Raw genomic sequence first — 21,821 nt, forward strand, 5'->3', positions numbered from 1 at the left:
GCGGTTTATCAGAGAGAGGGAATCAGGCGAAGAGTTCGTTGTAGTCGACGGTGGCCGTGCCCAGCTTGCCGACCACGATGCCCGCCGCGCGGTTCGCATACACGATGGAGTCGACCAGCGGCACGCCCGCGCCCAGCATGGTGGCGACCGTCGCGATGACGGTGTCGCCGGCGCCCGAGACATCATACACTTCGCGTGCTTCGGCCGATGTATGCACCACCTGGCCTTCGGTGAAGAGCGTCATGCCTTCTTCCGAACGCGTCAGCAGCAGCGCGCCGAATTCGAGTTCGCGACGCAGCTTCGCCACGCGCTCATGCAGGTCTTCTTCCGACTTCCATTGTCCGACGACCTCGCGCAATTCCGCGCGGTTCGGCGTGATGAGCGTCGCGCCGCGATAGCGGTCCCAGTCGTCGCCCTTCGGATCGACCAGGACCGGTTTTCCGGCGCGGCGTGCGTCGGCGATCATCTGCGTGACGTGCGTCAGGCCACCCTTCGCGTAGTCGGACATGAGGATCACGTCGTGCTGCGGCAGGATCTCGGCAAAGCGTTCGAGGCACGCGCGCAGCACTTCGTGATTCGGCGTGTTCTCGAAGTCCACGCGCAGCAATTGCTGCTGACGCGACAACACCCGCAGCTTGATGGTCGTGAGCAGTTCGGGATCGCGTTCCAGATGCGCCGCGACCTTGCTCTCGCCGAGCAATTCGACCACGCGTTCACCCGGCTCGTCGTGTCCCACGACGCACAGCAAACCCGCCTGCGCGCCGAGCGCCGCCGCATTGCGCGCGACATTGGCCGCGCCGCCCAAGCGATCTTCCTTCTTCTGCACGTGCACGACCGGCACGGGCGCTTCGGGGGAGATGCGGTTGACGTCGCCGAACCAGTAGCGGTCGAGCATCACGTCGCCGACCACCAGCACGCGCGCCGCCGCGACGCGCGCGCGCGGCACGACGGGAATCTCCGTCCTGGTGTCGTGCTTAATGTCGTGAGCCGTTGGAGTCGAGTTCGACATGGGGACGTCCTATTGCGTAGTAGTCGATGCCCAGTTCGGCCATCGCTTCCGGTTCGTACAGATTGCGGCCATCGAAAATCACCGGCGCCTTCAGCGCGCCTTTCAGATGAGCGAAGTCGGGGCTCTTGAATTCCTTCCATTCGGTCACGATGACGAGCGCATCGGCGTTCGTCAGCGCATCCTGCTGCGTCTTCACGAAGTGCAGGCGCTTCATGTCCTCCGCACGATCCGCGAGATCGAGCGCGAAGACGCGTTCGGCCTCGTCGCGCGCGACCGGATCGTAGGCCTGCACCGACGCGCCGCGCTTCAGCAGCGCCTCGATCATGCGGCGGCTCGACGCCTCGCGCATGTCATCGGTGTTCGGCTTGAACGCCAGGCCCCAGACCGCGAAGGTACGGCCGCGCAGATCCTCGCCCATGCGCCGCACGATCTTGTTGACGAGCACTTCCTTCTGGTCGTCGTTGACGGCTTCCACGGCTTCGAGAATGCGCAGCGTGTGGCCGTTTTCACGGGCCGTCTGCGCGAGCGCCTGCACGTCCTTCGGGAAACACGAGCCGCCATACCCGCAGCCCGCATACAGGAAGTGATAGCCGATGCGCGGATCCGAGCCGATGCCGCGCCGCACCGCTTCGATATCGGCGCCGACGGTATCCGCAAGATTCGACAGGTCGTTCATGAACGAGATGCGCGTGGCGAGCATCGCGTTGGCCGCGTACTTGGTGAACTCCGCCGAGCGCACGTCCATGTAGAGCGTGCGTTCGTGATTGCGATTGAACGGCGCGTACAGGCGCTTCATCTTCTCGCGCGCGAGCTGGCCGGCATGATCGTCGTCGATGCCGATCACGATGCGGTCGGGCCGCATGAAGTCATCGACGGCCGCGCCTTCTTTCAGGAACTCCGGATTCGACACGACCGAGAAGCCGTGCTTGTCCGAGCCGTCGAGGCCGCGCGCCTTGAGTTCCTCGGCGACGACGCGTCCCACCTGGAGCGCCGTGCCGACCGGCACCGTCGACTTGTCGACGATCACCTTGAAGCCGTTCGAATACTTGCCGATGTTGCGCGCCGCCGCGAGCACGTATTGCAGGTCGGCGGAGCCGTCTTCATCCGGCGGCGTGCCGACGGCGATGAACTGGATGTCGCCGTGCTCGACGCTCGCTTTCACGTCGGTGGAAAACTGGATGCGGCCCGCGGCGCGCGTGCGCCGGAGCATTTCCTGCAGGCCCGGCTCGTGGATGGGCACGCCACCGTTGTTGAGAATCTCGATCTTGCGCGGATCGACATCCACGCAAAACACGTCATTGCCAATTTCGGCGAGACACGCGCCGGTCACTAGACCGACATAACCCGTGCCGACGATGGTCACTTTCATACGCTTTCCAGTGAGGTCTGAATTGCCGGGGCGAACGCAGCGCCCGCTTTCACGCGTGTTCCGATTCTGCTCGCGCGGCTCAGGCCGAACTCGTGATCGGCTCGACGCGGCGCGGCGCGTAGGTCTCCCAGCCGCTGCAGCCGGGGCACTGCCAATAGAATAGCCGCGCGCGGAAACCGCAGGTCTGGCACGTGTAACGCGGCAGATTCTTGGTGCGCTGCTTCACCAGATTGCGCATCAGTTCGAGTTCGCCGCGGCGCGGTTCCTCGGCCGTCGCTTCCTGCGCTTCGAGCAGGCGCGTCATGCCCGCGAGATTAGGCGCGCTCTCCATTTGCTTGCGCGCCAGCGCGTGCGCCGCTTCCAGTCCGCGCAGTTCCTGCACGTGCTTGTACGCGACATCGAGCAAATCGTTCGACGGATAGCGGCTCGCGTACTCGGTCAGCAGCGCGACGCCGTCTTCCTTGCGCTCGAGCGCGCTGTAGGCCTCCATCAGCTTTTCGGCGACCAGCGGAAGATACGCCTCGTTCTGCTCCTCGACGCGCTTCCAGTGCGCAATCGCGCCGTCCAGGTTGCCGGCGGCCGCTTCCACGTCGCCGCCGAGGATGGTCGCGCGCACGTTGTCCGGATTCGACGCCAGCGCGAGTTTCAGCTCCGCGCGCGCGCCATCGGGATTCTTGCGCTGCAACGCTTCCTGCGCGAGCTCGCAATGGAAATGCGCGATCTCCATGTGCAGCGACGGTGCGCCCATCTTCTCGATCTGCTCGGCCGTCGCGATGGACTTCGGCCAGTCCTTCTCGATCTCGTAGATGGTCAGCAGCGCGCGTTTCGCGCCGAGCGAGTATTCGCCGGAATCGAGCGAGCGGAAGGTTTCCTCGGCGCGGTCCAGCAGGCCGGCTTTCAGGAAGTCCTGGCCCAGTTCGTAGAGCGCGTGATCGCGTTCCGCGACCGGCAGATCGGCGCGGCTCAGCAGGTTCTGATGCACGCGGATCGCGCGATCAGTCTCGCCCCGGCGACGGAACAGGTTGCCGAGCGCGAAGTGCAGTTCGATGGTTTCCGGATCCAGCTTGGCAACTTCGATGAAGGCGTCGATGGCCTTGTCGTGTTGCTCGTTGAGGAGGAAGTTGAGGCCGCGGAAGTACGAGCGCGGCAGGTTCGCATTCTCGGACAGCAGCGTTTTCAGGTCATAGCGGGACGTCATCCAGCCCAGCGCGAACGCGACGGGAATGACGAGCAGCCACCAGAAGTCTAGATCCATGCGATTAGTCGAGAAGAGTGAGGTGTCTGCCGGCCGCGGGCGTCCTGTTCAGATGAGCGGCGGCATCGGCGGTTCTTCCTTCACCACCGGCGTCTCGCGCGCCACGCGCAGTTCGCGCTTGAGACGGCCGTTCTCCATGCGCAGGCGCACGCGCGCCGGCAACGCGGAGACGAGTCCCGCCAGCAATCCAACGACGAAAAACGCCAGGCCGATCAGGATCAGCGGCGCTTGCCAGGCATAGCCGGCGAGGAAATTCAGCGTCGCCGTCTGGGTGTTGGCCAGGGCCAGCACCAGAAGCAGCACGAAAACCAGGACGCGGATCAGCCAGACAATGAATTTCATACGAGGTCTCGCGGGAGCGGTTGCGGGTGGTACACGTGGCGCATGCAGCGGTGCAGGATGCGGCCGTTTATTGTGGAACGGCGAGCGAAGCATGTTACGAGGTCAAAGTGACCGGTATTGTAATTGATGCTTATGCGCACCGGCAGTCGCCGGCGCTTTGCTCGTCTTTCAGCAAGCCACGCACCCGTCGAGTACACAGCGCGTGCAAATGCAGCGCCCATGAAAAAAGCACCCCGAAGGGTGCTTTCTCTGGTCGATGGCCCGCTGGCCGACGATACGTTCGGGGCATCCCCGCCGACAAACCCGGCCGATCAGAGATCGTCCGAATCATCGTCATTCGACATCTTCAGCGGCTCGCCCGAACGGCCGTCGACGCGTTCGCGCAATTCCTTGCCCGGCTTGAAGTGCGGCACGAATTTCTCCGGCACCAGCACTTTCTCCCCCGACTTGGGATTACGCCCGACGCGCGACGGACGACGGTTGAGCCCGAAGCTGCCGAAGCCGCGAATCTCGATGCGGTGACCGTTGGCCAAGGCCTCCGACATCGCATCGAGCATCGTCTTCACCGCGAAATCCGCATCCTTGAGAACAAGTTGCGGAAATCGCGACGCCAACTGGGCGACCAATTCCGATTTGGTCATTCTGCAGCCGTGCCGTTAAGGGCTTAGCTGTTCTGGCCGTCGAGCTTGGCCTTGAGCAGCGCGCCGAGGTTGGTCGTGCCGGTCGCGGCGGCGTTCGAGTCGCCCTGCAGGCTGCGCATGGCTTCCTGCTGTTCGGCCGAATCCTTCGCCTTGATCGACAGGTTGATGCCACGCGACTTGCGATCGATGTTGATGATCATCGCGTTGACCTTGTCGCCTTCCTTCAGCACGTTGCGCGCATCTTCCACGCGGTCCTGAGCGATTTCGGAAGCACGCAGGTAGCCTTCGACATCCGCGTTCAGCGCAATGACAGCACCCTTCGGATCCACCGACTTCACGACGCCGTCGACGATGGCGCCCTTGTCGTTGATCGCGACGAAGTTGCTGAACGGGTCGCCTTCCAGCTGCTTGATGCCCAGCGAGATGCGTTCCTTCTCGACGTCGATGCCCAGAACCACGGCTTCGACTTCGTCGCCCTTCTTGTACTTGCGGACGGCTTCTTCGCCGGTTTCCGACCACGACAGGTCCGACAGGTGAACCAGACCGTCGATGCCGCCAGGCAGACCGATGAACACGCCGAAGTCGGTGATCGACTTGATGGCGCCGGACAGCTTGTCGCCCTTCTTGTAGTTGCGGCTGAAGTCATCCCACGGATTCGGCTTGCACTGCTTCATGCCGAGCGAGATACGGCGGCGGTCTTCGTCGATTTCGAGAACCATGACTTCGACTTCGTCGCCCAGCTGGACAACCTTCGACGGCGCAACGTTCTTGTTGGTCCAGTCCATTTCCGACACGTGAACCAGGCCTTCGATGCCCGATTCCACTTCGACGAATGCGCCGTAGTCGGTGATGTTGGTGACCTTGCCGAACAGGCGCGTGCCCGACGGGTAACGGCGCGAGATGCCTTCCCACGGATCGTCGCCCAGTTGCTTGATGCCCAGCGAAACGCGGTTCTTCTCTTGGTCGAACTTGAGGATCTTGGCGGTGACTTCCTGGCCAACCGACAGGACTTCCGACGGGTGACGCACGCGACGCCATGCGATGTCGGTGATGTGCAGCAGGCCGTCGATGCCGCCGAGGTCCACGAACGCGCCGTAGTCGGTGATGTTCTTGACCACGCCTTCGACGATCGCGCCTTCCTTCAGCGTCTCGAGCAGCTTTGCGCGCTCTTCGCCTTGCGTGGCTTCGATCACCGCGCGGCGCGACAGCACCACGTTGTTACGCTTGCGGTCCAGCTTGATGACGCGGAATTCGAGCGTCTTGCCTTCGTACGGGGTCGTGTCCTTGACCGGACGCGTGTCGACGAGCGAACCCGGCAGGAACGCGCGGATGCCGTTGACCATCACGGTCATGCCGCCCTTGACCTTGCCGGTAATCGTGCCGGTCACGAGTTCGTTGTTGTCCAGCGCTTTTTCCAGCGACAGCCACGAAGCGAGGCGCTTCGCCTTGTCGCGCGACAGGATGGTGTCGCCATAGCCGTTTTCCAGCGCGTCGATCGCGACGGAAACGAAGTCGCCCGCCTGCACTTCCACTTCACCCGCGTCGTTCAGGAATTCTTCGAGCGGAATATAGGCTTCGGACTTGAGACCAGCGTTGACGACCACGAAGTTGTGGTCGACGCGCACGACTTCGGCGGAGATCACTTCGCCAGCGCGCATGTCCTGCTTGGTCAGCGACTCTTCGAACAGAGCCGCGAAAGATTCGGTATTCGGGGTGGAGGTTTGCAGGTCGGACATAAAAATCTGTATTTGCACAGCCCTTGCGCGGTGGTCCGGGAACAATCCCATGCTGGACCGGTGAAACGCAAAGCCGTACGGGGTTAAGGGGTTTTACACACGTCCCGCCTCCCGGCGGAACACCTTGCTGCCTGCGTCTACTGCTTGCTGCTTGCTTGTTGCTGCACTACGCGAATCCCGCTGTACCAGCCGATGATCTGCTCGACCGCCTGGTCGATGGACAGACCGGAGGTGTCCAGCGTCTTCGCATCCGCTGCAGGCTTGAGCGGCGCGACGCTCCGGTTTATGTCCCGGGCGTCCCGTTCGCGCAAATCGCGCAGCAGGTCATCTATGTTAGCAGAAAAACCTTTTTGCATCAATTGCTTATGCCGTCTGGCAGCGCGCGCCTCGACGCTCGCCGTCAAAAACACCTTCAGCGTGGCGTCCGGGAAGATCACGGTGCCCATGTCGCGGCCGTCGGCGACCAGTCCCGGGCGCTTGCGGAAGGCCCGCTGGCGCGCGACCAGCGCCTGACGCACCTCGTGGTGGACGGCGATGGCAGAGGCGCGGTTGCCCACTTCTTCCTGCCGGATTTCGCCGGACACATCCACGCCATCGAGCTGGGCGCAGCCTTCGCGGAAGGTGATATGGAGCGACTCGATCAGCTTTGCAAGGCCGGCCGCATCGTCCGTCGCGATCTGATAGCGCACGCTCGCGAGCGCCGCCAGCCGGTACAGCGCGCCGCTGTCGAGCAGGTGGAAGCCCAGCGTCGCCGCGACGACCGCGGCGACCGTGCCCTTGCCCGAAGCGGTCGGCCCGTCGATGGTGATCACTGGAATGGGGTCGAATGGACGGGTCGGTTTCATTGAATCTGGCCGTACTGGCCCGTTAGTGTTGCCGTTGAAATCAAAGTCATCGCGCTTCACGGTACCGCACGCCGGTTACGCCTTCACGAGGGCCGCGAAGCGCTCGAAGTAATCCGGAAACGTCTTGTTCACACATTTCGGATCGTTGATGCGCACCGGCACGCCGCCCAGGCTCACCAGCGAGAAGCACATGGCCATGCGGTGATCGTCGTAGGTGTCGATCGCGGCGCCCGGCGTGAGGGTCGCGGGCGGCGTGACCACGAGATAGTCCGCGCCCTCTTCCACCGTCGCGCCGACCTTGCGCAGTTCCGTCGCCATCGCGGCGATGCGGTCGGTTTCCTTCACGCGCCAGCTCGCGATATTGCGCAGCGTCGTCGTGCCGTTCGCGAACAGCGCGGCCACCGCGATGGTCATCGCGGCATCGGGAATCAGGTTGAAATCCATGTCGATGGCAGCGAGCCTGCCGTCGTCGGACTCGACGCCCCGCACCTCGATCCAGTCCTCGCCCATCATGATGTTCGCGCCCATGCGGTTGAGCGCATCGGCGAATCCGACATCGCCCTGGATGCTCGACCGCCCGACGCCTTCCACGCGCACCGGACCATGGCCGATCGCGCCCGCCGCCAGAAAATACGAGGCCGACGAGGCATCGCCTTCCACCATGATCGCGCCCGGCGAGCGATAGCCGGCGCCGGCCGGAATCGTGAAGCGCGCCCAGCCGTCGCGCTCCACGCGCACGCCGAAGCGCTCCATCAGGCGAATGGTGATGTCGATATATGGCTTCGAAATCAGCTCGCCCTCGATCTCGATCGTCACCGGCCCGTTGCGCCCTTCGGCCACCGGCAGGCTCATCAGCAGCGCGGTGAGGAACTGGCTCGACACGTCGCCGCGCACGCGCACGGGACGGTCCACCGCGATCTTCGCCGGGTGGATCCTGAGCGGCGGAAAGCCGTCGTTGAGTTCGTAGTCGATCTGCGCGCCGATCTGACGCAGCCCGTCGACAAGATCGCCGATCGGCCGCTCGTGCATGCGCGGCACGCCGTGCACGCGGTATTCACCGCCGTTGACGGCCAGCGCCGCGGTCAGCGGGCGCACCGCCGTGCCGGCGTTGCCGAGGAACAACTCCGCCGACTTCGACGGAAACGCGCCGCCCGTCCCGGCCACGACGATCCGCTCGCCTTCCTCGCGGACGCCAACGCCGAGCGTTTTGAGCGCGGCGATCATCACGCGGGTGTCGTCGGAATCGAGCAGATTGGTGATCGAGGTTTCGCCGCTCGACAATGCCGCGAGCAGCAGCACGCGGTTCGAGATGCTCTTCGACCCGGGCAAGCGCACCGTGCCGGACGCGCGCGAGAAAGGTCCGAGATCCAGATGTTCCATAGTGTGTCCTTGTTTTACTGCGTGCTTCTCCGCGGCTCACTTTTCCGCGCTTTCACCGGCCGGCCTGACGCCGCCACGTTCCTGCCATTCCCGGCGCGCCACGCGCGAGCGCGCGAACGCTGCTTCGAGCGCGGCGCCGTCCGATGCCTCGATCGCCGCGCGAAAACGCGCGAGCACGGCCGTGTAATCGTCCAGTTCGGCGAGCAGCGCGGCGCGGTTCGCCAGACAGATGTCGCGCCACATTTCCGGACTCGACGCGGCGATGCGCGTGAAGTCGCGGAATCCGCCCGCCGCAAACGAGAATTTCAGCTCGGCGTCGGGCGTGGCAAGAATCTGGTCGACGAGCGCGAACGACAGCACGTGCGGCAAGTGGCTCACCGAAGCGAACACGCGATCGTGCTGCGCCTCGCTCATCTCGCGCACGCAGGCGCCGGTGGCGCGCCACATCGAGGCGATGCGCTCCACGTCGGCGAGCGCGTTCTCCGTCAGCGGACACAGCACGACATTGCGCCCGACATACAGCTCCGGCAACGCCGCATCGACGCCGCTCGACTCGCGGCCCGCGATCGGATGCCCCGGCACGAATTGCGCGATCCGCGCGCCCAGCGCTTGCCGCGCGGCCGCGACGACGTCGCTCTTGGTGCTGCCGGCATCGGTGACGATGGCGTGCGGGTCCAGCAACGGCGCAATCCGCGCGAGCAGCGGGCCCGTCTGCGCGACCGGCGCCGCGAGCAGCACGAGGTCGGCGCCCTGGAGCGCGCGCGTCAGCGCGGGGGTGTCGTCGAGCGCAACGGCTTCGTCGATCACGCCTAGCTCGAGCGCGCGCGCCACCGACTGCGCCGAACGCCCCACGCCGACGATCCGCCCCGCGAGTCCCGCGCGTTCACGCAGCGCGCGCGCGAGCGATCCGCCTATCAGGCCGACGCCGAGAATAACGAGTTTGTTGAAAGAGAACGCAGCCACAGGGGACATCGAGAAAAGCGCGTCGTGCGACGCAGGAAACCGGACCGCCACGCATGCGCGGCGGCAACGAGCCGCTCAGCGGGCGCGCGGGTACGAACCGAGAATCTTGAGGAACGCGGCCTTGCGCCCGAGTTCGTCGAGGGCGGCGGCGACGGACGGATCATCGCGATGACCTTCGATGTCGATGTAGAAGTAGTACTCCCACGTGCCGGCACGCGCCGGGCGCGACTCGAAACGGTTCATCGACACGCCGTGCGCCGCGAGCGGCTCAAGCAGCTTGAACACCGCGCCCGACTCGTTCTTCACCGTGACGATCAGCGAAGTCTGATCGTGGCCGCTCGACCCCGTCGGCTCCCGGCCGATGATCACAAAACGCGTGCGATTGTGCGGATCGTCCTGGATCATCGAGAACACGACACCGAGGCCGTAATGCGTGGCCGCGCGGTCGCCGGCGATGGCCGCGACCGTCGCATCTTCCACCGCCATGCGCGCCGCCTCGGCGTTGCTCGATACCGCCTGCCGCTCGAGCTGCGGCGCATTGGCGGCGAGCCAGCGCTGGCACTGCGCGAGCGCCTGCGGATGCGCGCACACGCGCTTGACGCCGTCGAGCGTGCCGGACGCCGTCAGCAGGTTGTGATGGATCGGCAAGGCCAGCTCGCCGCCGATCAGCAAGGACGTGGACAGCAACAGGTCGAGCGTGCGCGACACCGCGCCCTCGGCCGAATTCTCGACGGGCACGACGCCGTACTGGGCCGCGCCGGCTTCGACCGCGCGGAACACTTCGTCGATCGAAGGACACGGCACGCCGTGGATGGAATGTCCGAAATACTCGAACATCGCCTGTTCGCTATAGGTGCCAACCGGGCCCAGGAATGCCGCGCTGATGCTCTGTTCGAGCGCGCGGCTCGCGGCCATGATCTCGCGCCAGATCGACGCGATGTGGTCGTCGGCGAGCGGACCCTGGCTCATCTCCTGAAGCCGCGCGATGACCTGCAGCTCGCGCTCGGGACGAAACACCGGCGCGTTGAAATGCTTCTTCACCTCGCCCACTTCGAGCGCGACGGAGGCACGCTGGTTCAGCAGCGCGATGAGTTGCGCGTCGAGCGCGTCGATGCGCTCACGCAGGGGTTTGAGTTGCGAATTGAGATCGTCGTCCATGCGGTGCTAGATGTGTGATGCCGGTTTAAGCGCTGGCGCGCTCGAAATCCTTCATGTATTCGACGAGCGCCTTGACGCCCTCGACCGGCACCGCGTTGTAGATCGATGCCCGCATGCCGCCGACGGACTTGTGGCCCTTCAGTTGCAACAGCCCGCGCGCCTTCGCGCCGGCCAGGAAATCCGCGTTGCGCGATTCGTCGGCGAGGAAGAACGGCACGTTCATGCGCGAACGGTTCTGCCGCTCCACCTTGTTGACGTAGAAAGCACTGGAATCGATGGTGTCGTAGAGCAGCTTCGCCTTCTCGACGTTGCGCGCTTCGATCGCTTCCAGTCCGCCCTGCTTCTTCAGCCATTTGAAGACGAGCCCCGCGATATAGATCGCATAGGTGGGCGGCGTGTTGTACATGGAATTGTTTTCGGCGACGGTCTTCCACTCGAACGCCGACGGACAGATGGGCAGCGCGCGGTCCAGCAAGTCTTCGCGCACGATCACGACCGTGACGCCCGCCATGCCGATGTTCTTCTGCGCGCCGCCGAAGAGCACGCCGTACTTGGCGATGTCCATGGGACGCGAGAGGATGTGCGAGGAAGCGTCGGCGACCAGCGGGATATCGCCGAGATCCGGAATCTCGAAGGCCTCGACGCCGTCGATGGTTTCGTTCGAGCACAGATGCACGTAGGCCGGATCGTCGGACAGCTGCCATTCGTCGAAGGCCGGCACGCGCGTGAAGCCCGCTTCCGTCTTGCCGCTCGCCGCGAGATGGGCCGTGCCGTATTTCTGCGCTTCCTTGAACGACTTCGTGGACCACGAACCGGTCACGACGAAATCCACCGTGTGCCTTCCGCCGAGCAGGTTCATCGGCACGATGGCGTTCTCGCCGAGACCGCCGCCCTGCAGAAACAGGATGCGATGCGAAGCCGGCACCCTCAGCAGTTCACGCAGGTCGGTGAGCGCTGCCTCGTGGATCGACATGAATTCGGCGCCGCGGTGGCTCATTTCCATCACGCTCATGCCGCTGCCTTGCCAGTCGAGCATTTCATCTGCTGCCTGCTGGAGCACTTCTTCTGGCATCGCGGCGGGGCCGGCGGAGAAATTGAACACGCGCATCTGAGAAAGTCCGGATGGCAGGCGCGAAACGAACAGCGGCCAGGTAATTACCGCGTGTTCACGCCCAAAAAAAGAAATGGCTGCTTGCGCTCACGCGCAAACAGCCATTATCGCACTGTCCAGGAAACGCGCCAACGAAAGGGGCCGTCAGCCCCTTCGCCTGGTCCGTCCGGACGATGCCGCCGTGCTTACTTGCCCGGCTTGACGCTCGCCACTTCCTGGTCGGCTTGCGTGCGCGTTGCCTTGATGGCTTGCGGCATGTACTTCTGCATCAGGCCATTGACCACATCGCGGCCAACCTGGTCCTGCACCTGAATGAACTTGCGGCCCGTCGGGCTCTTGTAGAACGTGGTCAGATCCTTGATCTCGTCCGTCGTGTAGTACTTCGCGTACGCGTCGTACTGAGCCTGCATGGCGTCCTTGCGGAATGCGTCGGTCGCGAAAACCTGGCCCGCGGAGTCAACCAGCTTCGGCACTGCGTTCTTCTGCAGCGTCGGGACGGCGGCCTGCTTTTGCTTGTCGTTCAGCGACTTGTTCTCCGAGAGCGCGTCCGAGAGGATGGCCGGGACGAGTTGCTTCGACTGCATCTGCGCGCTGTTGCCGATTGCGCCAACCAGCTTCTGCGCGTCAATGGCGTCGAGCAGGTCCTTGATCGCGGCTTGCTTGGCCGGATCAACCGGTGCTGCTGCCGGCGCCGGAGCTGCCGACGTGGCCGGCGCCTGGTTCTGGAGCGACTGAGCCATTGCGAAAGTCGGCACGAATGCGGCCAGCAACATCCACTGCTTGAAACGTCCTTGCATCATTACTCCCTGTAGAAAATATCCAGTTCAGCACTGGCCACGAGCGTTTGCGTTATCTGAAGCCGAATCGGCGGACGGCCGGTTACAGCATCTTCACGCGCTGCGTCGCGCAGCTTAACCAATCCAAGCTTACAAATGCTTAACCCCGGCTTGAACCGCGGCTACGACGAGTTGGAACGAGCGACACAACACAAGCGCCATCAGGCATCCTCATCGCCCGGCGCAGATTCGTTGCCGGACTCATTGCCATTCAGCGGTGCATCGCCTTCGTCGAGTTCCGCTTCGGCTTCCGCCTCGGCGATGTGCTGCAAGCCCGACAGCTTGGTTCCCTCGTCAAGGCTGATGAGTGTAACACCTTGAGTTGCGCGGCCCATCTCGCGGATCTCGGACACTCGCGTGCGAATCAGCACGCCCGAATTCGTGATCAGCATGATCTCGCTTTCCGGCTCGACGAGCGTTGCAGCCACCACGCGGCCATTGCGCTCCGACGTCTGGATCGCGATCATGCCCTTCGTGCCGCGGCCATGACGCGTGTACTCGTTGATCGGCGTGCGCTTGCCGTAGCCATTTTCCGTTGCGGTCAGCACCGACTGGTTTTCGCCGCCCGCCACCAGCAGAGCGATGACCTGCTGCCCGTCTTCCAGCTGCATGCCCCGCACGCCGCGTGCCTCCCGGCCCATGGCGCGCACGTCGTTCTCGTCGAAACGCACGGCCTTGCCGGAATCGGAGAACAGCATGACGTCATGTTCGCCGTCGGTGATCGCGGCGCCGATCAGGTAGTCACCTTCGTCCAGACCCACCGCGATGATGCCCTTCTTCAGCGGGCGGCTGAACGCCTCGAGCGGCGTCTTCTTGACGGTGCCGAGCGACGTGGCCATGAACACGTACTTGTCTGCCGAGAATTCCTTGATCGGCAGCACGACGTTGATCTTCTCGCCGTCCTGCAGCGGGAACATGTTGACGATCGGGCGGCCGCGCGAATTGCGCGAGCCCTGCGGCACTTCGTACACCTTGATCCAGTACACGCGGCCGCGATTCGAGAAGCACAGCATGTGATCGTGCGTGTTCGCGATGAACAGCGTGTCGATCCAGTCGTCTTCCTTCATCTGCGTCGCCTGCTTGCCGCGCCCGCCGCGCTTCTGCGCGCGATATTCGGACAGCGGCTGCGACTTCACGTAGCCCGCGTGCGACATGGTGACGACCATGTCCGTGGGCGTGATCAGGTCTTCGGTGTTGAGCTCGGTCGCGTTCATCTCGATGCGCGAACGGCGGTCGTCGCCGAACTCCGCACGGATCTGGCCGAGCTCGTCGACGATCATCTGGCGAATCCGTTCCGGACGCGCGAGGATGTCGAGCAGGTCGGCGATCTGCGCCATTACTTCACGGTATTCGCCGACGATCTTGTCCTGCTCCAGACCGGTCAGGCGTTGCAGGCGCATCTGCAGGATTTCCTGCGCCTGCACGTCGGACAGACGATACAGTCCGTCCTCCTGCAGGCCATACGCCGGATTCAGCCCTTCCGGACGATAGGCCGCGCGGCCGCCCGAGGCTTCGGTCTCGGTGCGCGTGAGCATTTCGCGCACGAGCGACGAATCCCACGGACGCGCCATCAGTTCCTGACGCGCGATGGGCGGCGTGGGCGCCGCCTTGATGATGGCGATGAACTCGTCGATGTTCGCGAGCGCCACCGCCAGGCCTTCGAGCACGTGGCCGCGATCGCGCGCCTTGCGCAGTTCGTAGACCGTGCGCCGCGTCAGCACTTCCCGTCGATGCGACAGGAAGCATTCGATCATCTCCTTCAGGTTCAGGAGCTTCGGCTGGCCGTCGACGAGCGCGACCAGGTTCATGCCGAACGTGTCCTGCAGCTGCGTCTGCTTGTACAGGTTGTTCAGGATGACTTCGGGCACTTCGCCGCGCTTCAGCTCGATCACGACGCGCATGCCGCTCTTGTCGGATTCGTCGCGGATGTCGGAGATGCCTTCCAGCTTTTTCTCGTTGACGAGTTCGGCGATGCGCTCGAGCAGCGTGCGCTTGTTCACCTGATACGGGATTTCGTCGACGATGATGGCCATGCGCTGGCCGCGGTCGATCTCTTCGAAGTGCGTGGTCGCGCGCATCACGACGCGCCCGCGGCCCGTGCGATAGCCGTCGCGTACGCCGGCGACGCCGTAGATGATGCCGGCGGTCGGGAAGTCCGGCGCGGGCACGATCTCGATCAGTTCGTCGACCGTGGCCTCCGGCGTGTGCAGCAGATGCAGGCAGGCGTCGACGATTTCGCGCAGGTTGTGCGGCGGAATGTTCGTGGCCATGCCGACCGCGATACCCGCCGAACCGTTGATGAGCAAATTCGGGATTCGGGCCGGCAGAACGAGCGGCTCGTTTTCGCTGCCGTCGTAGTTCGGACCGAAGTCGACGGTTTCCTTGTCGATGTCGGCCAGCAGCTCGTGGCCGATCTTCGCCATGCGGATTTCGGTGTAGCGCATGGCGGCGGCGTTGTCGCCGTCGACCGAACCGAAATTGCCCTGGCCGTCCACCAGCATGTAGCGCAGCGAGAAGGGCTGCGCCATGCGCACGATGGTCTCGTAGACGGAGGCGTCGCCGTGAGGATGGTATTTACCGATGACGTCGCCGACGATACGCGCCGACTTCTTGTACGCGCGGTTCCAGTCGTTGTTCAGCTCGTGCATCGAATACAGCGCCCGGCGATGCACCGGCTTGAGGCCATCGCGGACATCGGGAAGCGCACGTCCGACGATCACGCTCATCGCGTAATCGAGATACGAACGGCGCATTTCCTCCTCGAGGGAGATTGGCAGAGTCTCTTTGGCGAATTGATCCATTATCCGTGTCTTGAACTGTGCAGCGGCGACACGGCAGCGCGTTCGGGAGCGTCGAATTCCGGCTTCGAATGCTCGTCACGCGCCCGCCAGCCGCGTGACATGCGCCGCGCGGCCCGGGGCCGACATCCGCTGCATGCCTCGCTGTATGCCTCGCTTCGTGGCTTTGCTTCAGGCTTTTTCACACACTGCGAACGCAGCGCATCAAGAAATTCTAACATGCGCCACCTGCTCGACCGGACGCCGTGCGTATACATAGTGTGTGTGTCACGGATCAGCCGTCGTCACCGGATGGCGAACCCGAAGTTCGCAATGCGCAACGCTGTTCCAAACATTTACAAAATCGCGGGAACGCGTATCGTCGGTTGGTCATGTGGACGGGCTATGATGCCGCCTCGCCGTTTTGTCGGCGGCAAAAGATTCAGCGTTGAAATCCCGCAGAAAATGGCGTTCAGGCACGTAATGTGCGCACGTTTTGCGCCTTCTTTGGCGTGCGCCGCTTCCTGTCCCCATCATGTTGCGGAAGCACCACATAAGGTTGCGGGGCTTGAGGGTGCGGGGATATTTTTATCGTTGCAAGGGAACGATATGGCAAAATGCCAACGCACAAAGTTAGACACTGCTCGAAGTCTATACAGGGCGTTTTGTTCCGTAGGGAATGTTATACTTCGAGCAATGTATGACTTGTCTTCGTCTACAGGCTCGCAGTAAACCTGCGGTAATCTCAATTTCGAGAGGAGAAATATGAATAAACTTTCAAAGCTCGCGTTCATTGCAGCTACCGCAGTTATGGCTGCATCGGCCTCGGCACAGTCGGTGCCGGCCTCGCGACAAGCAGTGAATGACAACTGGGTGAACGGCACGGGCGAGTATGTGTGGATGAACGGCACGAACGAACTGTGCTGGCGCGATGCATTCTGGACCCCGGCTACGGCAAACGCAAAGTGCGATGGCGCGCTGGTCGCGCAAGCACCGACGCCGCCGGCACCGGTCGCTCCGCCGCCCCCGGTCATCCAGTCGCAAAAGGTTACCTACCAGGCTGACGCCCTGTTCGACTTCGACAAGGCAGTCCTGAAGCCGGCCGGCAAGCAACAGCTCGACGATCTGGCATCGAAGATCGGCGCGCTGAACCTCGAAGTCGTGGTTGCAACGGGTTACACGGACCGCATCGGTTCGGACGCGTACAACAACCGTCTGTCGCTGCGCCGTGCGCAAGCTGTCAAGGCTTACCTGGTCAGCAAGGGCATCGAATCCAACCGTATCTACACGGAAGGCAAGGGCAAGCGTGACCCGGTCACGGGCGGCAAGTGCCAGCAGAAGAACCGCAAGCAACTCATCGCCTGCCTCGCGCCGGATCGTCGCGTGGAAGTCGAAGTTGTCGGCACGACGCGTCAGCCGCAGCAGTAATCGCGAGTCGGATTACCGCAGATCAAACCCCCGCCTCGGCGGGGGTTTTTTTATGTCTTTTCGCGTGTCCCTGGGCATGTCCTGGACACGGCGGATTCACCCTTCCCGGCAATCCCGGGCCGGCCCCTTTTTGCCCGCCTTCGGAGACGCCTATATACTCGGCCTAATCGATAACCGAGCGTTTCACGACTCAATCCAGGGCAATTCCCAACATGACCAATGTCGATCCCCACGAACTACAGAAATTCAGCGAGCTCGCGCATCGCTGGTGGGACCCGAACGCCGAGTTCAAGCCGCTGCACGAGCTGAACCCGGTCCGTCTCGACTGGATCGACGCCCACGCCCACCTGATGAGCAAGCGCGTGGTGGATATCGGCTGCGGCGGCGGCATTTTGTCGGAATCGATGGCCACGCGCGGCGCCAGCGTCAAGGGCATCGATCTTTCGTCGAGCGCGTTGGGCGTCGCGGACCTGCATAGCCTCGAAAGCGGTGTCGAAGTCGCCTATGAGGAGATTTCAGCGGAGGCGCTCGCCGCGCGCGAGCCGGCCTCCTACGACGTCGTCACCTGCATGGAAATGCTCGAGCACGTGCCGAATCCCGCCGGCACCGTGGCCGCATGCGCCACGCTCGTGAAGCCGGGCGGCTGGGTGTTCTTCTCCACGCTCAACCGCAACGCGAAGGCCTACCTGTTCGCCGTCATCGGGGCCGAATACATCGCGCGCATGCTGCCGCGCGGCACGCATGATTACGCGCGCTTCATCAAGCCGTCGGAACTCGCGACCTTCGCGCGAACGGCATCGCTGCTGCCCGTGGATATCAAGGGCATCACCTATCGGCCGATCTCGAAGCACTTCGGATTGTCGAACGACACGAGCATCAACTACATGATGGCTTGCCGCCGCGAAGCCTGACGCCATGAACCCAGAAGATCCCCTCGTTACGGGTACCCTCGACACCCAGCCATTGCCGGACGACCCCACGCCCCTGCCCCAGCGCGTCGCCGAGCGGGACGGCCTCGGGCTCTGCCAGGCCGTGCTGTTCGATCTCGACGGCACCCTCGCCGACACCGCGCCCGACCTCGTCGCGGCCGTCAACAAGATGCGTCACGACCGCGGCCTCGAAATGCGGCCGCTGGAGCTGCTGCGGCCGTTTGCGTCGGCGGGTGCGCGTGGGCTGCTGGGCGGCGCGTTCGAGATTGGCCCGGAACATCACGACTTCGCGGCGATGCGCGACGAATTCCTCGCCAACTACGAAGCCGATTTGTGTATCGAGACGACGCTCTTTTCCGGCATCCTCGAACTGCTCGACCAGCTCGATGCGCGCGGCGTGCGCTGGGGCATCGTCACGAACAAGGTGACGCGGCTGTCCGAGCCGCTCGTTGCGCTGCTCGGACTGGACGCGCGCGCCGGCTGCCTCGTCTGCGGGGACACGACGCCGCATTCGAAGCCCCATCCGGCGCCGCTGCTGCACGCGGCCGAATTGCTCGATGTCGCGCCGGAACGCATCGTCTATGTCGGCGACGATCTCCGCGACGTGCAGGCGGGCTTCGCGGCCGGCATGATCACGGTCGCGGCGGCCTACGGCTATTGCGGCGACGACATTCCGCCGCGTCGCTGGCATGCCAACCACGTGGTGGACACGCCGGAAGAGCTGCAGCAGTTGCTGCGCGATATCGGTTGAGAGAGCGCTGAAAAGCGGCCGAAAGCGCGGCTTGAGAATCCTGCGGTTCGCCCCATCTGGTGTTTCGTGGGATAATCACCGTTCCGTTTCGGGGGCGACCTGGTTTCGACAGGGGTTGTGAAGCGGTCAGGGCATACCGAGGACCCGTCACCTCGTTAATCAATGGGAAAAACGTAACTGCAAACGACGATACGTTCGCACTGGCAGCCTAAGGGCTAGCCGTCCTCTCACTAATTCGCTGACGGGTTAGGGTAGCAATACCACGAGAGGTCATATACGTCAGATAAGCCTTTGCGGCGTCACGACGCCAAGGTCGAAAATTTAGTGAATCGCCGTCACGCAGCGTGTTCGTCCGCGTCGTGGCAGTTAAATCAAATGACAGAACTAAGTATGTAGAACTGTTCGTAGAGCGCTTCTGGACGCGGGTTCGATTCCCGCCGCCTCCACCAAAAATCCTCCGGAAAACCCGCATAAGGTCATCGCCTTACGCGGGTTTTTTTTCGCCTTCACTTCAGTCGACGCGATGTGCGCGCTGACCTCCTCTGTTTCAGATTTCTCCAGTAGCGCCCGGTGCGGTTTTTTTCGAGACTCTCGTCTGATAGACACCGCGTGTTTGGGCTCATGCATGGCATGCAGCGCTGGACATCGCGATGCACGACCTCGTCTCGAACAATCCAGGGGAACGAAAGGGAGAAGCATGATGAGCGGGGAACCGCCTGTGAAGCCACGCGCAGCGCGGCGCGTTCCGCTCGAAACCGTGTCCTTCTCCGACACGCGCGGACAGGTGAAAGGGTTCGCGCACGGCTGGTTCTTCTGGGTCCATGACGCATTCAAGTGCGCACTGGACATCCGGTTCGTCGAACGGATCGACGCGGATATCACCTCGGCATTGCGCGAGAAGAACGCTCAGGAACGGTTCGGATTGTCGCTCTCGGACTTGCGTCGCCGAGGACGCGAAAGCGCCGAGATGAAACGAGCCCTCCACGAGATCATGAAAATCTCGAGGAAGGTCATGCTCGAGACAGAGACTTCGTCGCCGGCTTACACGTTTAGAGCCGGCGATTCGTTCGAGAGCCGGTGCGGCAGGTGGTACTTGCAAGTGACGCATGAAACCGTCGAGAAGATCGTAGGCATCGGAGACGACACGTTGATCAGCCATGAAGTACTCGGCGTCACGCTCTATCGTCGCGCTGACGGCTCCGACACGCGCTGGGTCAGGCAACGGTTCGTCGAACTGCAGCAATCTGATCTTGCGGCGCTTCTCAGAACCGGCTCGGCCGCGTCCGTCGATCTGGTCGGCGATGGGGCGGACCGAGGTTCTGCAACGCAGATTGCGTTGTTTTGAACGGGCGGAAAGAGAGGGTGCGGCCTCAGGTTCCCCTAACCAAAAGCTTCGGTGGTCATCAAGCGGGCCAAGGCCACTCGAAGCACACAGCGTCACGCTCCGCGATTACGAATCGCGCATCGATTCGGATTCCCAATGCATCACCTCTGGCATTTCAACCGTTCGCTGATTCTCATCAAGGCGCTCGATCCCGCGACCCGCTCGCGCCCGCGCAGCGCCGTTGCAACAGCGGCCGGCGACCTCGACGATCCACCGTTATCTTCCGGCATGACATTCGGCGCGAAGCGTTTGCAAGCGCACCAGGAGGATCTCGCCCGCGTAAGCGATCGCATGGCGCCGGGTCACTACCGCATGCGATTCGTGAGCGGATCCGACTGGCAGGCAGGCGAATGCGTGTGCGAACGCTTCGATACACCGACCGGCGCATTCCTGCTGCATGGCCTGTCGAGCACCCCGGCGGAACTGCGCTATCTTTCCCGCGCGCTCGCGAAAGAAGGCCTCACGACTCACGTGCCGACACTCGCCGGCTACAGCGCCGGCATGGGCCACGCGCCGATGGAGCAGTGGATCGACGCGGCGCTCGCCGAATTCGATGCACTCGCGGCACAACACGAGCACGTCTTGGTGTGCGGCCTGTCGATGGGCGCGACGCTGGCGGCCGCCGTCGCGCAGCAGCGTCCGAACGTGCGCGCGTTGCTTCTGCTGTCGATCACCTTCAACTACGACGGCTGGGCCATGCCGTGGTATCGCTTCCTGGTGAATGCCCTGTAGCACACGCCCTGGCGCTTGCGCGCCCGTTACCGCGAGCGCGCGCCCTATGGCCTGCGCAATGAGGCGATGCGCGAAAAGATCGCCCGCGCGATGCAGAAGGGTGACATCAGCGAAGTGGGGCCCGCGTTCATTACGATGCCTGCGATCCACGAGGCCAACCGGCTTGCCAGGGCGGTACGCCAGAAACTGGACTGCATCGGCGCTGACTGCCTGATCATTCACGCCATCGACGACGAAACCTCCAGCCCTCACAACGCGCGTCTCGTCGCGGCCAGCATCAAGGCGCCCTTCCTTCGCACCATCTGGCTCGACGACTCCTATCACATGATCGCATCCGACAACGAGCGCGAAGTCGTCGCGCGCGAATGCACGCTGTTTCTGCGCGAGAGCGCCGCGTCGTCTGCGTCCTGCACGACCCCGTCCCCGGTCGTCTCGCGAGCGCTGGCGCGACGTCTACGACAGTTGAGCGCCGTGGCGATCAAGCCGTGACCTTCGCCGCAACGGCTGCAAGTGTGCTGCGGCGCTTGCCGCGTTCACCGCCTGTTGCACGACGAGCATCGCGCACGCCGATGAACCCGAGCCGCCAGCCGACTGGACAGTCTCCCAATATTCACTATGGCCCGAAGCTGCGTCTGTTCAGCGACTACACGGTGTGGGCGTTCACCGCCGCGGCGGCGGTGTATCAGGACATTGCGGGTACCTGCCAGGGCCTGACGGCAACGGGCGATCTGCTGGTGTCGGCGCCCGTCGGCAAGTGGCTGTTTTCGATGAGTCCAGGCCTCACGTGGGCCATCGGCGAATACACGCGAACCTTCTTCGGCATCACGCCGCAGGAAAGCGCGGCATCCGGCGTGCCGCGCTACGACACGGGCGCCGGCCTGCGCGACGTTCATTTCAACGTCAGCGCGACCGGCACGCTCAGCCGGCACTGGTCGGCGAACATCGCGGCCGTCGCAGTCCGCCTCGAGCACGACGCGGCAGGCAGTCCGGTCACCGAGCGCCGCCTCGACCTCAACGGCACGGCCTCTCTGCTCTACCGCTTCTGAACGCTTCGCCGAAGCACTCCCGCACCCCATCAAAAAAAACCCCGCACGAAGCGGGGTGAAGATCCAGAGAGACGTAGCAAGGACCTCCACAGTCCCGTCTACGGACAAAAGAATAGGCGCGCAAACCTT

The 21,821-nt window shown here is 63.5% G+C and carries 18 protein-coding genes, 1 other RNA gene and 1 pseudogene; 7 read left to right on the forward strand and 13 right to left on the reverse strand.

Annotated elements, in window-relative coordinates:
• Positions 1-22: 22 nt before the first annotated feature.
• From rfaE1 to gyrA, 13 genes are all read right to left on the reverse strand, one after another.
• Positions 23-1,009 carry a D-glycero-beta-D-manno-heptose-7-phosphate kinase gene (gene rfaE1, locus QCE64_RS09360; protein ID WP_309809293.1) on the reverse strand — a complete coding sequence of 329 codons (987 nt, stop codon included), beginning with the start codon at positions 1,007-1,009 and terminating at the stop codon, positions 23-25.
• A complete protein-coding gene (locus QCE64_RS09365) occupies positions 975-2,378 on the reverse strand; it encodes a UDP-glucose/GDP-mannose dehydrogenase family protein (protein WP_310003534.1) in 1,404 nt (467 codons plus the stop codon). The genes rfaE1 and QCE64_RS09365 overlap by 35 nt, the downstream gene beginning before the upstream one ends.
• 79 nt (positions 2,379-2,457) lie before the next feature.
• Positions 2,458-3,633: a lipopolysaccharide assembly protein LapB gene (gene lapB, locus QCE64_RS09370; RefSeq protein WP_310003536.1), complete on the reverse strand. Its 1,176-nt coding sequence runs from the start codon at positions 3,631-3,633 to the stop codon at positions 2,458-2,460.
• A 48-nt stretch (positions 3,634-3,681) separates the two neighbouring features.
• Positions 3,682-3,975, reverse strand: a complete 294-nt coding sequence (locus QCE64_RS09375) for a LapA family protein (protein ID WP_309809299.1) — start codon at positions 3,973-3,975, stop codon at positions 3,682-3,684.
• A 311-nt stretch (positions 3,976-4,286) separates the two neighbouring features.
• Complete coding sequence (locus tag QCE64_RS09380) at positions 4,287-4,616, reverse strand: integration host factor subunit beta (RefSeq protein WP_309809301.1); 330 nt, start codon at positions 4,614-4,616, stop codon at positions 4,287-4,289.
• A 23-nt stretch (positions 4,617-4,639) separates the two neighbouring features.
• A complete protein-coding gene (rpsA, locus tag QCE64_RS09385; RefSeq protein ID WP_309809303.1) occupies positions 4,640-6,370 on the reverse strand; it encodes a 30S ribosomal protein S1 in 1,731 nt (576 codons plus the stop codon).
• 119 nt (positions 6,371-6,489) lie between these two features.
• A complete protein-coding gene (gene cmk, locus QCE64_RS09390; protein WP_309917881.1) occupies positions 6,490-7,197 on the reverse strand; it encodes a (d)CMP kinase in 708 nt (235 codons plus the stop codon).
• A gap of 75 nt (positions 7,198-7,272) precedes the next feature.
• Positions 7,273-8,577: a 3-phosphoshikimate 1-carboxyvinyltransferase gene (gene aroA, locus QCE64_RS09395; protein WP_309917884.1), complete on the reverse strand. Its 1,305-nt coding sequence runs from the start codon at positions 8,575-8,577 to the stop codon at positions 7,273-7,275.
• Between the two features lie 36 nt (positions 8,578-8,613).
• Positions 8,614-9,549, reverse strand: coding sequence for a prephenate dehydrogenase/arogenate dehydrogenase family protein (locus QCE64_RS09400; RefSeq protein WP_309917886.1), 936 nt, complete (start codon positions 9,547-9,549; stop codon positions 8,614-8,616).
• A gap of 66 nt (positions 9,550-9,615) precedes the next feature.
• The gene (gene pheA / locus QCE64_RS09405) at positions 9,616-10,698 is read right to left on the reverse strand and encodes a prephenate dehydratase (RefSeq protein ID WP_310003539.1); all 1,083 of its coding nucleotides are present in this window, start codon (positions 10,696-10,698) and stop codon (positions 9,616-9,618) included.
• A 25-nt stretch (positions 10,699-10,723) separates the two neighbouring features.
• Positions 10,724-11,806, reverse strand: coding sequence for a 3-phosphoserine/phosphohydroxythreonine transaminase (serC, locus tag QCE64_RS09410; protein WP_310003540.1), 1,083 nt, complete (start codon positions 11,804-11,806; stop codon positions 10,724-10,726).
• Between the two features lie 188 nt (positions 11,807-11,994).
• A complete protein-coding gene (locus tag QCE64_RS09415; protein ID WP_309811638.1) occupies positions 11,995-12,606 on the reverse strand; it encodes a DUF2059 domain-containing protein in 612 nt (203 codons plus the stop codon).
• A 200-nt stretch (positions 12,607-12,806) separates the two neighbouring features.
• Positions 12,807-15,446, reverse strand: a complete 2,640-nt coding sequence (gene gyrA, locus QCE64_RS09420; protein ID WP_309917896.1) for a DNA gyrase subunit A — start codon at positions 15,444-15,446, stop codon at positions 12,807-12,809.
• A 741-nt stretch (positions 15,447-16,187) separates the two neighbouring features.
• Here gyrA and ompA point away from each other — a divergent pair.
• From ompA to QCE64_RS09455, 7 genes and pseudogenes are all read left to right on the forward strand, one after another.
• Positions 16,188-16,850, forward strand: a complete 663-nt coding sequence (ompA, locus tag QCE64_RS09425; protein ID WP_309809318.1) for an outer membrane protein OmpA — start codon at positions 16,188-16,190, stop codon at positions 16,848-16,850.
• Positions 16,851-17,062: 212 nt separating this feature from the next.
• Positions 17,063-17,761: a bifunctional 2-polyprenyl-6-hydroxyphenol methylase/3-demethylubiquinol 3-O-methyltransferase UbiG gene (gene ubiG / locus QCE64_RS09430; RefSeq protein WP_309902286.1), complete on the forward strand. Its 699-nt coding sequence runs from the start codon at positions 17,063-17,065 to the stop codon at positions 17,759-17,761.
• A gap of 4 nt (positions 17,762-17,765) precedes the next feature.
• Positions 17,766-18,530: an HAD-IA family hydrolase gene (locus QCE64_RS09435; RefSeq protein ID WP_310003543.1), complete on the forward strand. Its 765-nt coding sequence runs from the start codon at positions 17,766-17,768 to the stop codon at positions 18,528-18,530.
• A gap of 90 nt (positions 18,531-18,620) precedes the next feature.
• Positions 18,621-18,979, forward strand: a transfer-messenger RNA (tmRNA) gene (gene ssrA / locus QCE64_RS09440).
• A 251-nt stretch (positions 18,980-19,230) separates the two neighbouring features.
• On the forward strand, positions 19,231-19,875 hold the full coding sequence (locus tag QCE64_RS09445; RefSeq protein WP_310003545.1) for a hypothetical protein: 645 nt from the start codon (positions 19,231-19,233) through the stop codon (positions 19,873-19,875).
• Between the two features lie 393 nt (positions 19,876-20,268).
• Positions 20,269-21,135 (forward strand): annotated as a pseudogene (locus QCE64_RS09450) (alpha/beta hydrolase).
• 80 nt (positions 21,136-21,215) lie between these two features.
• A complete protein-coding gene (locus tag QCE64_RS09455) occupies positions 21,216-21,692 on the forward strand; it encodes a MipA/OmpV family protein (RefSeq protein ID WP_309930707.1) in 477 nt (158 codons plus the stop codon).
• Positions 21,693-21,821: the final 129 nt, after the last annotated feature.

It is taken from the genome of Caballeronia sp. LZ043, from assembly GCF_031451075.1.
Lineage (GTDB): Bacteria > Pseudomonadota > Gammaproteobacteria > Burkholderiales > Burkholderiaceae > Caballeronia.

Coding starts and splice junctions, on each gene's coding strand:
- QCE64_RS09415 (WP_309811638.1), bottom strand. CDS start 12,606: ATGCAAGGACGTTTCAAGCAGTGGATGTTGCTGGCCGCATTCGTGCCG.
- serC (WP_310003540.1), bottom strand. CDS start 11,806: ATGCGCGTGTTCAATTTCTCCGCCGGCCCCGCCGCGATGCCAGAAGAA.
- ubiG (WP_309902286.1), top strand. CDS start 17,063: ATGACCAATGTCGATCCCCACGAACTACAGAAATTCAGCGAGCTCGCG.
- pheA (WP_310003539.1), bottom strand. CDS start 10,698: ATGGACGACGATCTCAATTCGCAACTCAAACCCCTGCGTGAGCGCATC.
- QCE64_RS09455 (WP_309930707.1), top strand. CDS start 21,216: ATGAACCCGAGCCGCCAGCCGACTGGACAGTCTCCCAATATTCACTAT.
- rfaE1 (WP_309809293.1), bottom strand. CDS start 1,009: ATGTCGAACTCGACTCCAACGGCTCACGACATTAAGCACGACACCAGG.
- QCE64_RS09435 (WP_310003543.1), top strand. CDS start 17,766: ATGAACCCAGAAGATCCCCTCGTTACGGGTACCCTCGACACCCAGCCA.
- QCE64_RS09400 (WP_309917886.1), bottom strand. CDS start 9,549: ATGTCCCCTGTGGCTGCGTTCTCTTTCAACAAACTCGTTATTCTCGGC.
- cmk (WP_309917881.1), bottom strand. CDS start 7,197: ATGAAACCGACCCGTCCATTCGACCCCATTCCAGTGATCACCATCGAC.
- ompA (WP_309809318.1), top strand. CDS start 16,188: ATGAATAAACTTTCAAAGCTCGCGTTCATTGCAGCTACCGCAGTTATG.
- QCE64_RS09445 (WP_310003545.1), top strand. CDS start 19,231: ATGAGCGGGGAACCGCCTGTGAAGCCACGCGCAGCGCGGCGCGTTCCG.
- lapB (WP_310003536.1), bottom strand. CDS start 3,633: ATGGATCTAGACTTCTGGTGGCTGCTCGTCATTCCCGTCGCGTTCGCG.
- QCE64_RS09380 (WP_309809301.1), bottom strand. CDS start 4,616: ATGACCAAATCGGAATTGGTCGCCCAGTTGGCGTCGCGATTTCCGCAA.
- gyrA (WP_309917896.1), bottom strand. CDS start 15,446: ATGGATCAATTCGCCAAAGAGACTCTGCCAATCTCCCTCGAGGAGGAA.
- QCE64_RS09375 (WP_309809299.1), bottom strand. CDS start 3,975: ATGAAATTCATTGTCTGGCTGATCCGCGTCCTGGTTTTCGTGCTGCTT.
- aroA (WP_309917884.1), bottom strand. CDS start 8,577: ATGGAACATCTGGATCTCGGACCTTTCTCGCGCGCGTCCGGCACGGTG.
- QCE64_RS09365 (WP_310003534.1), bottom strand. CDS start 2,378: ATGAAAGTGACCATCGTCGGCACGGGTTATGTCGGTCTAGTGACCGGC.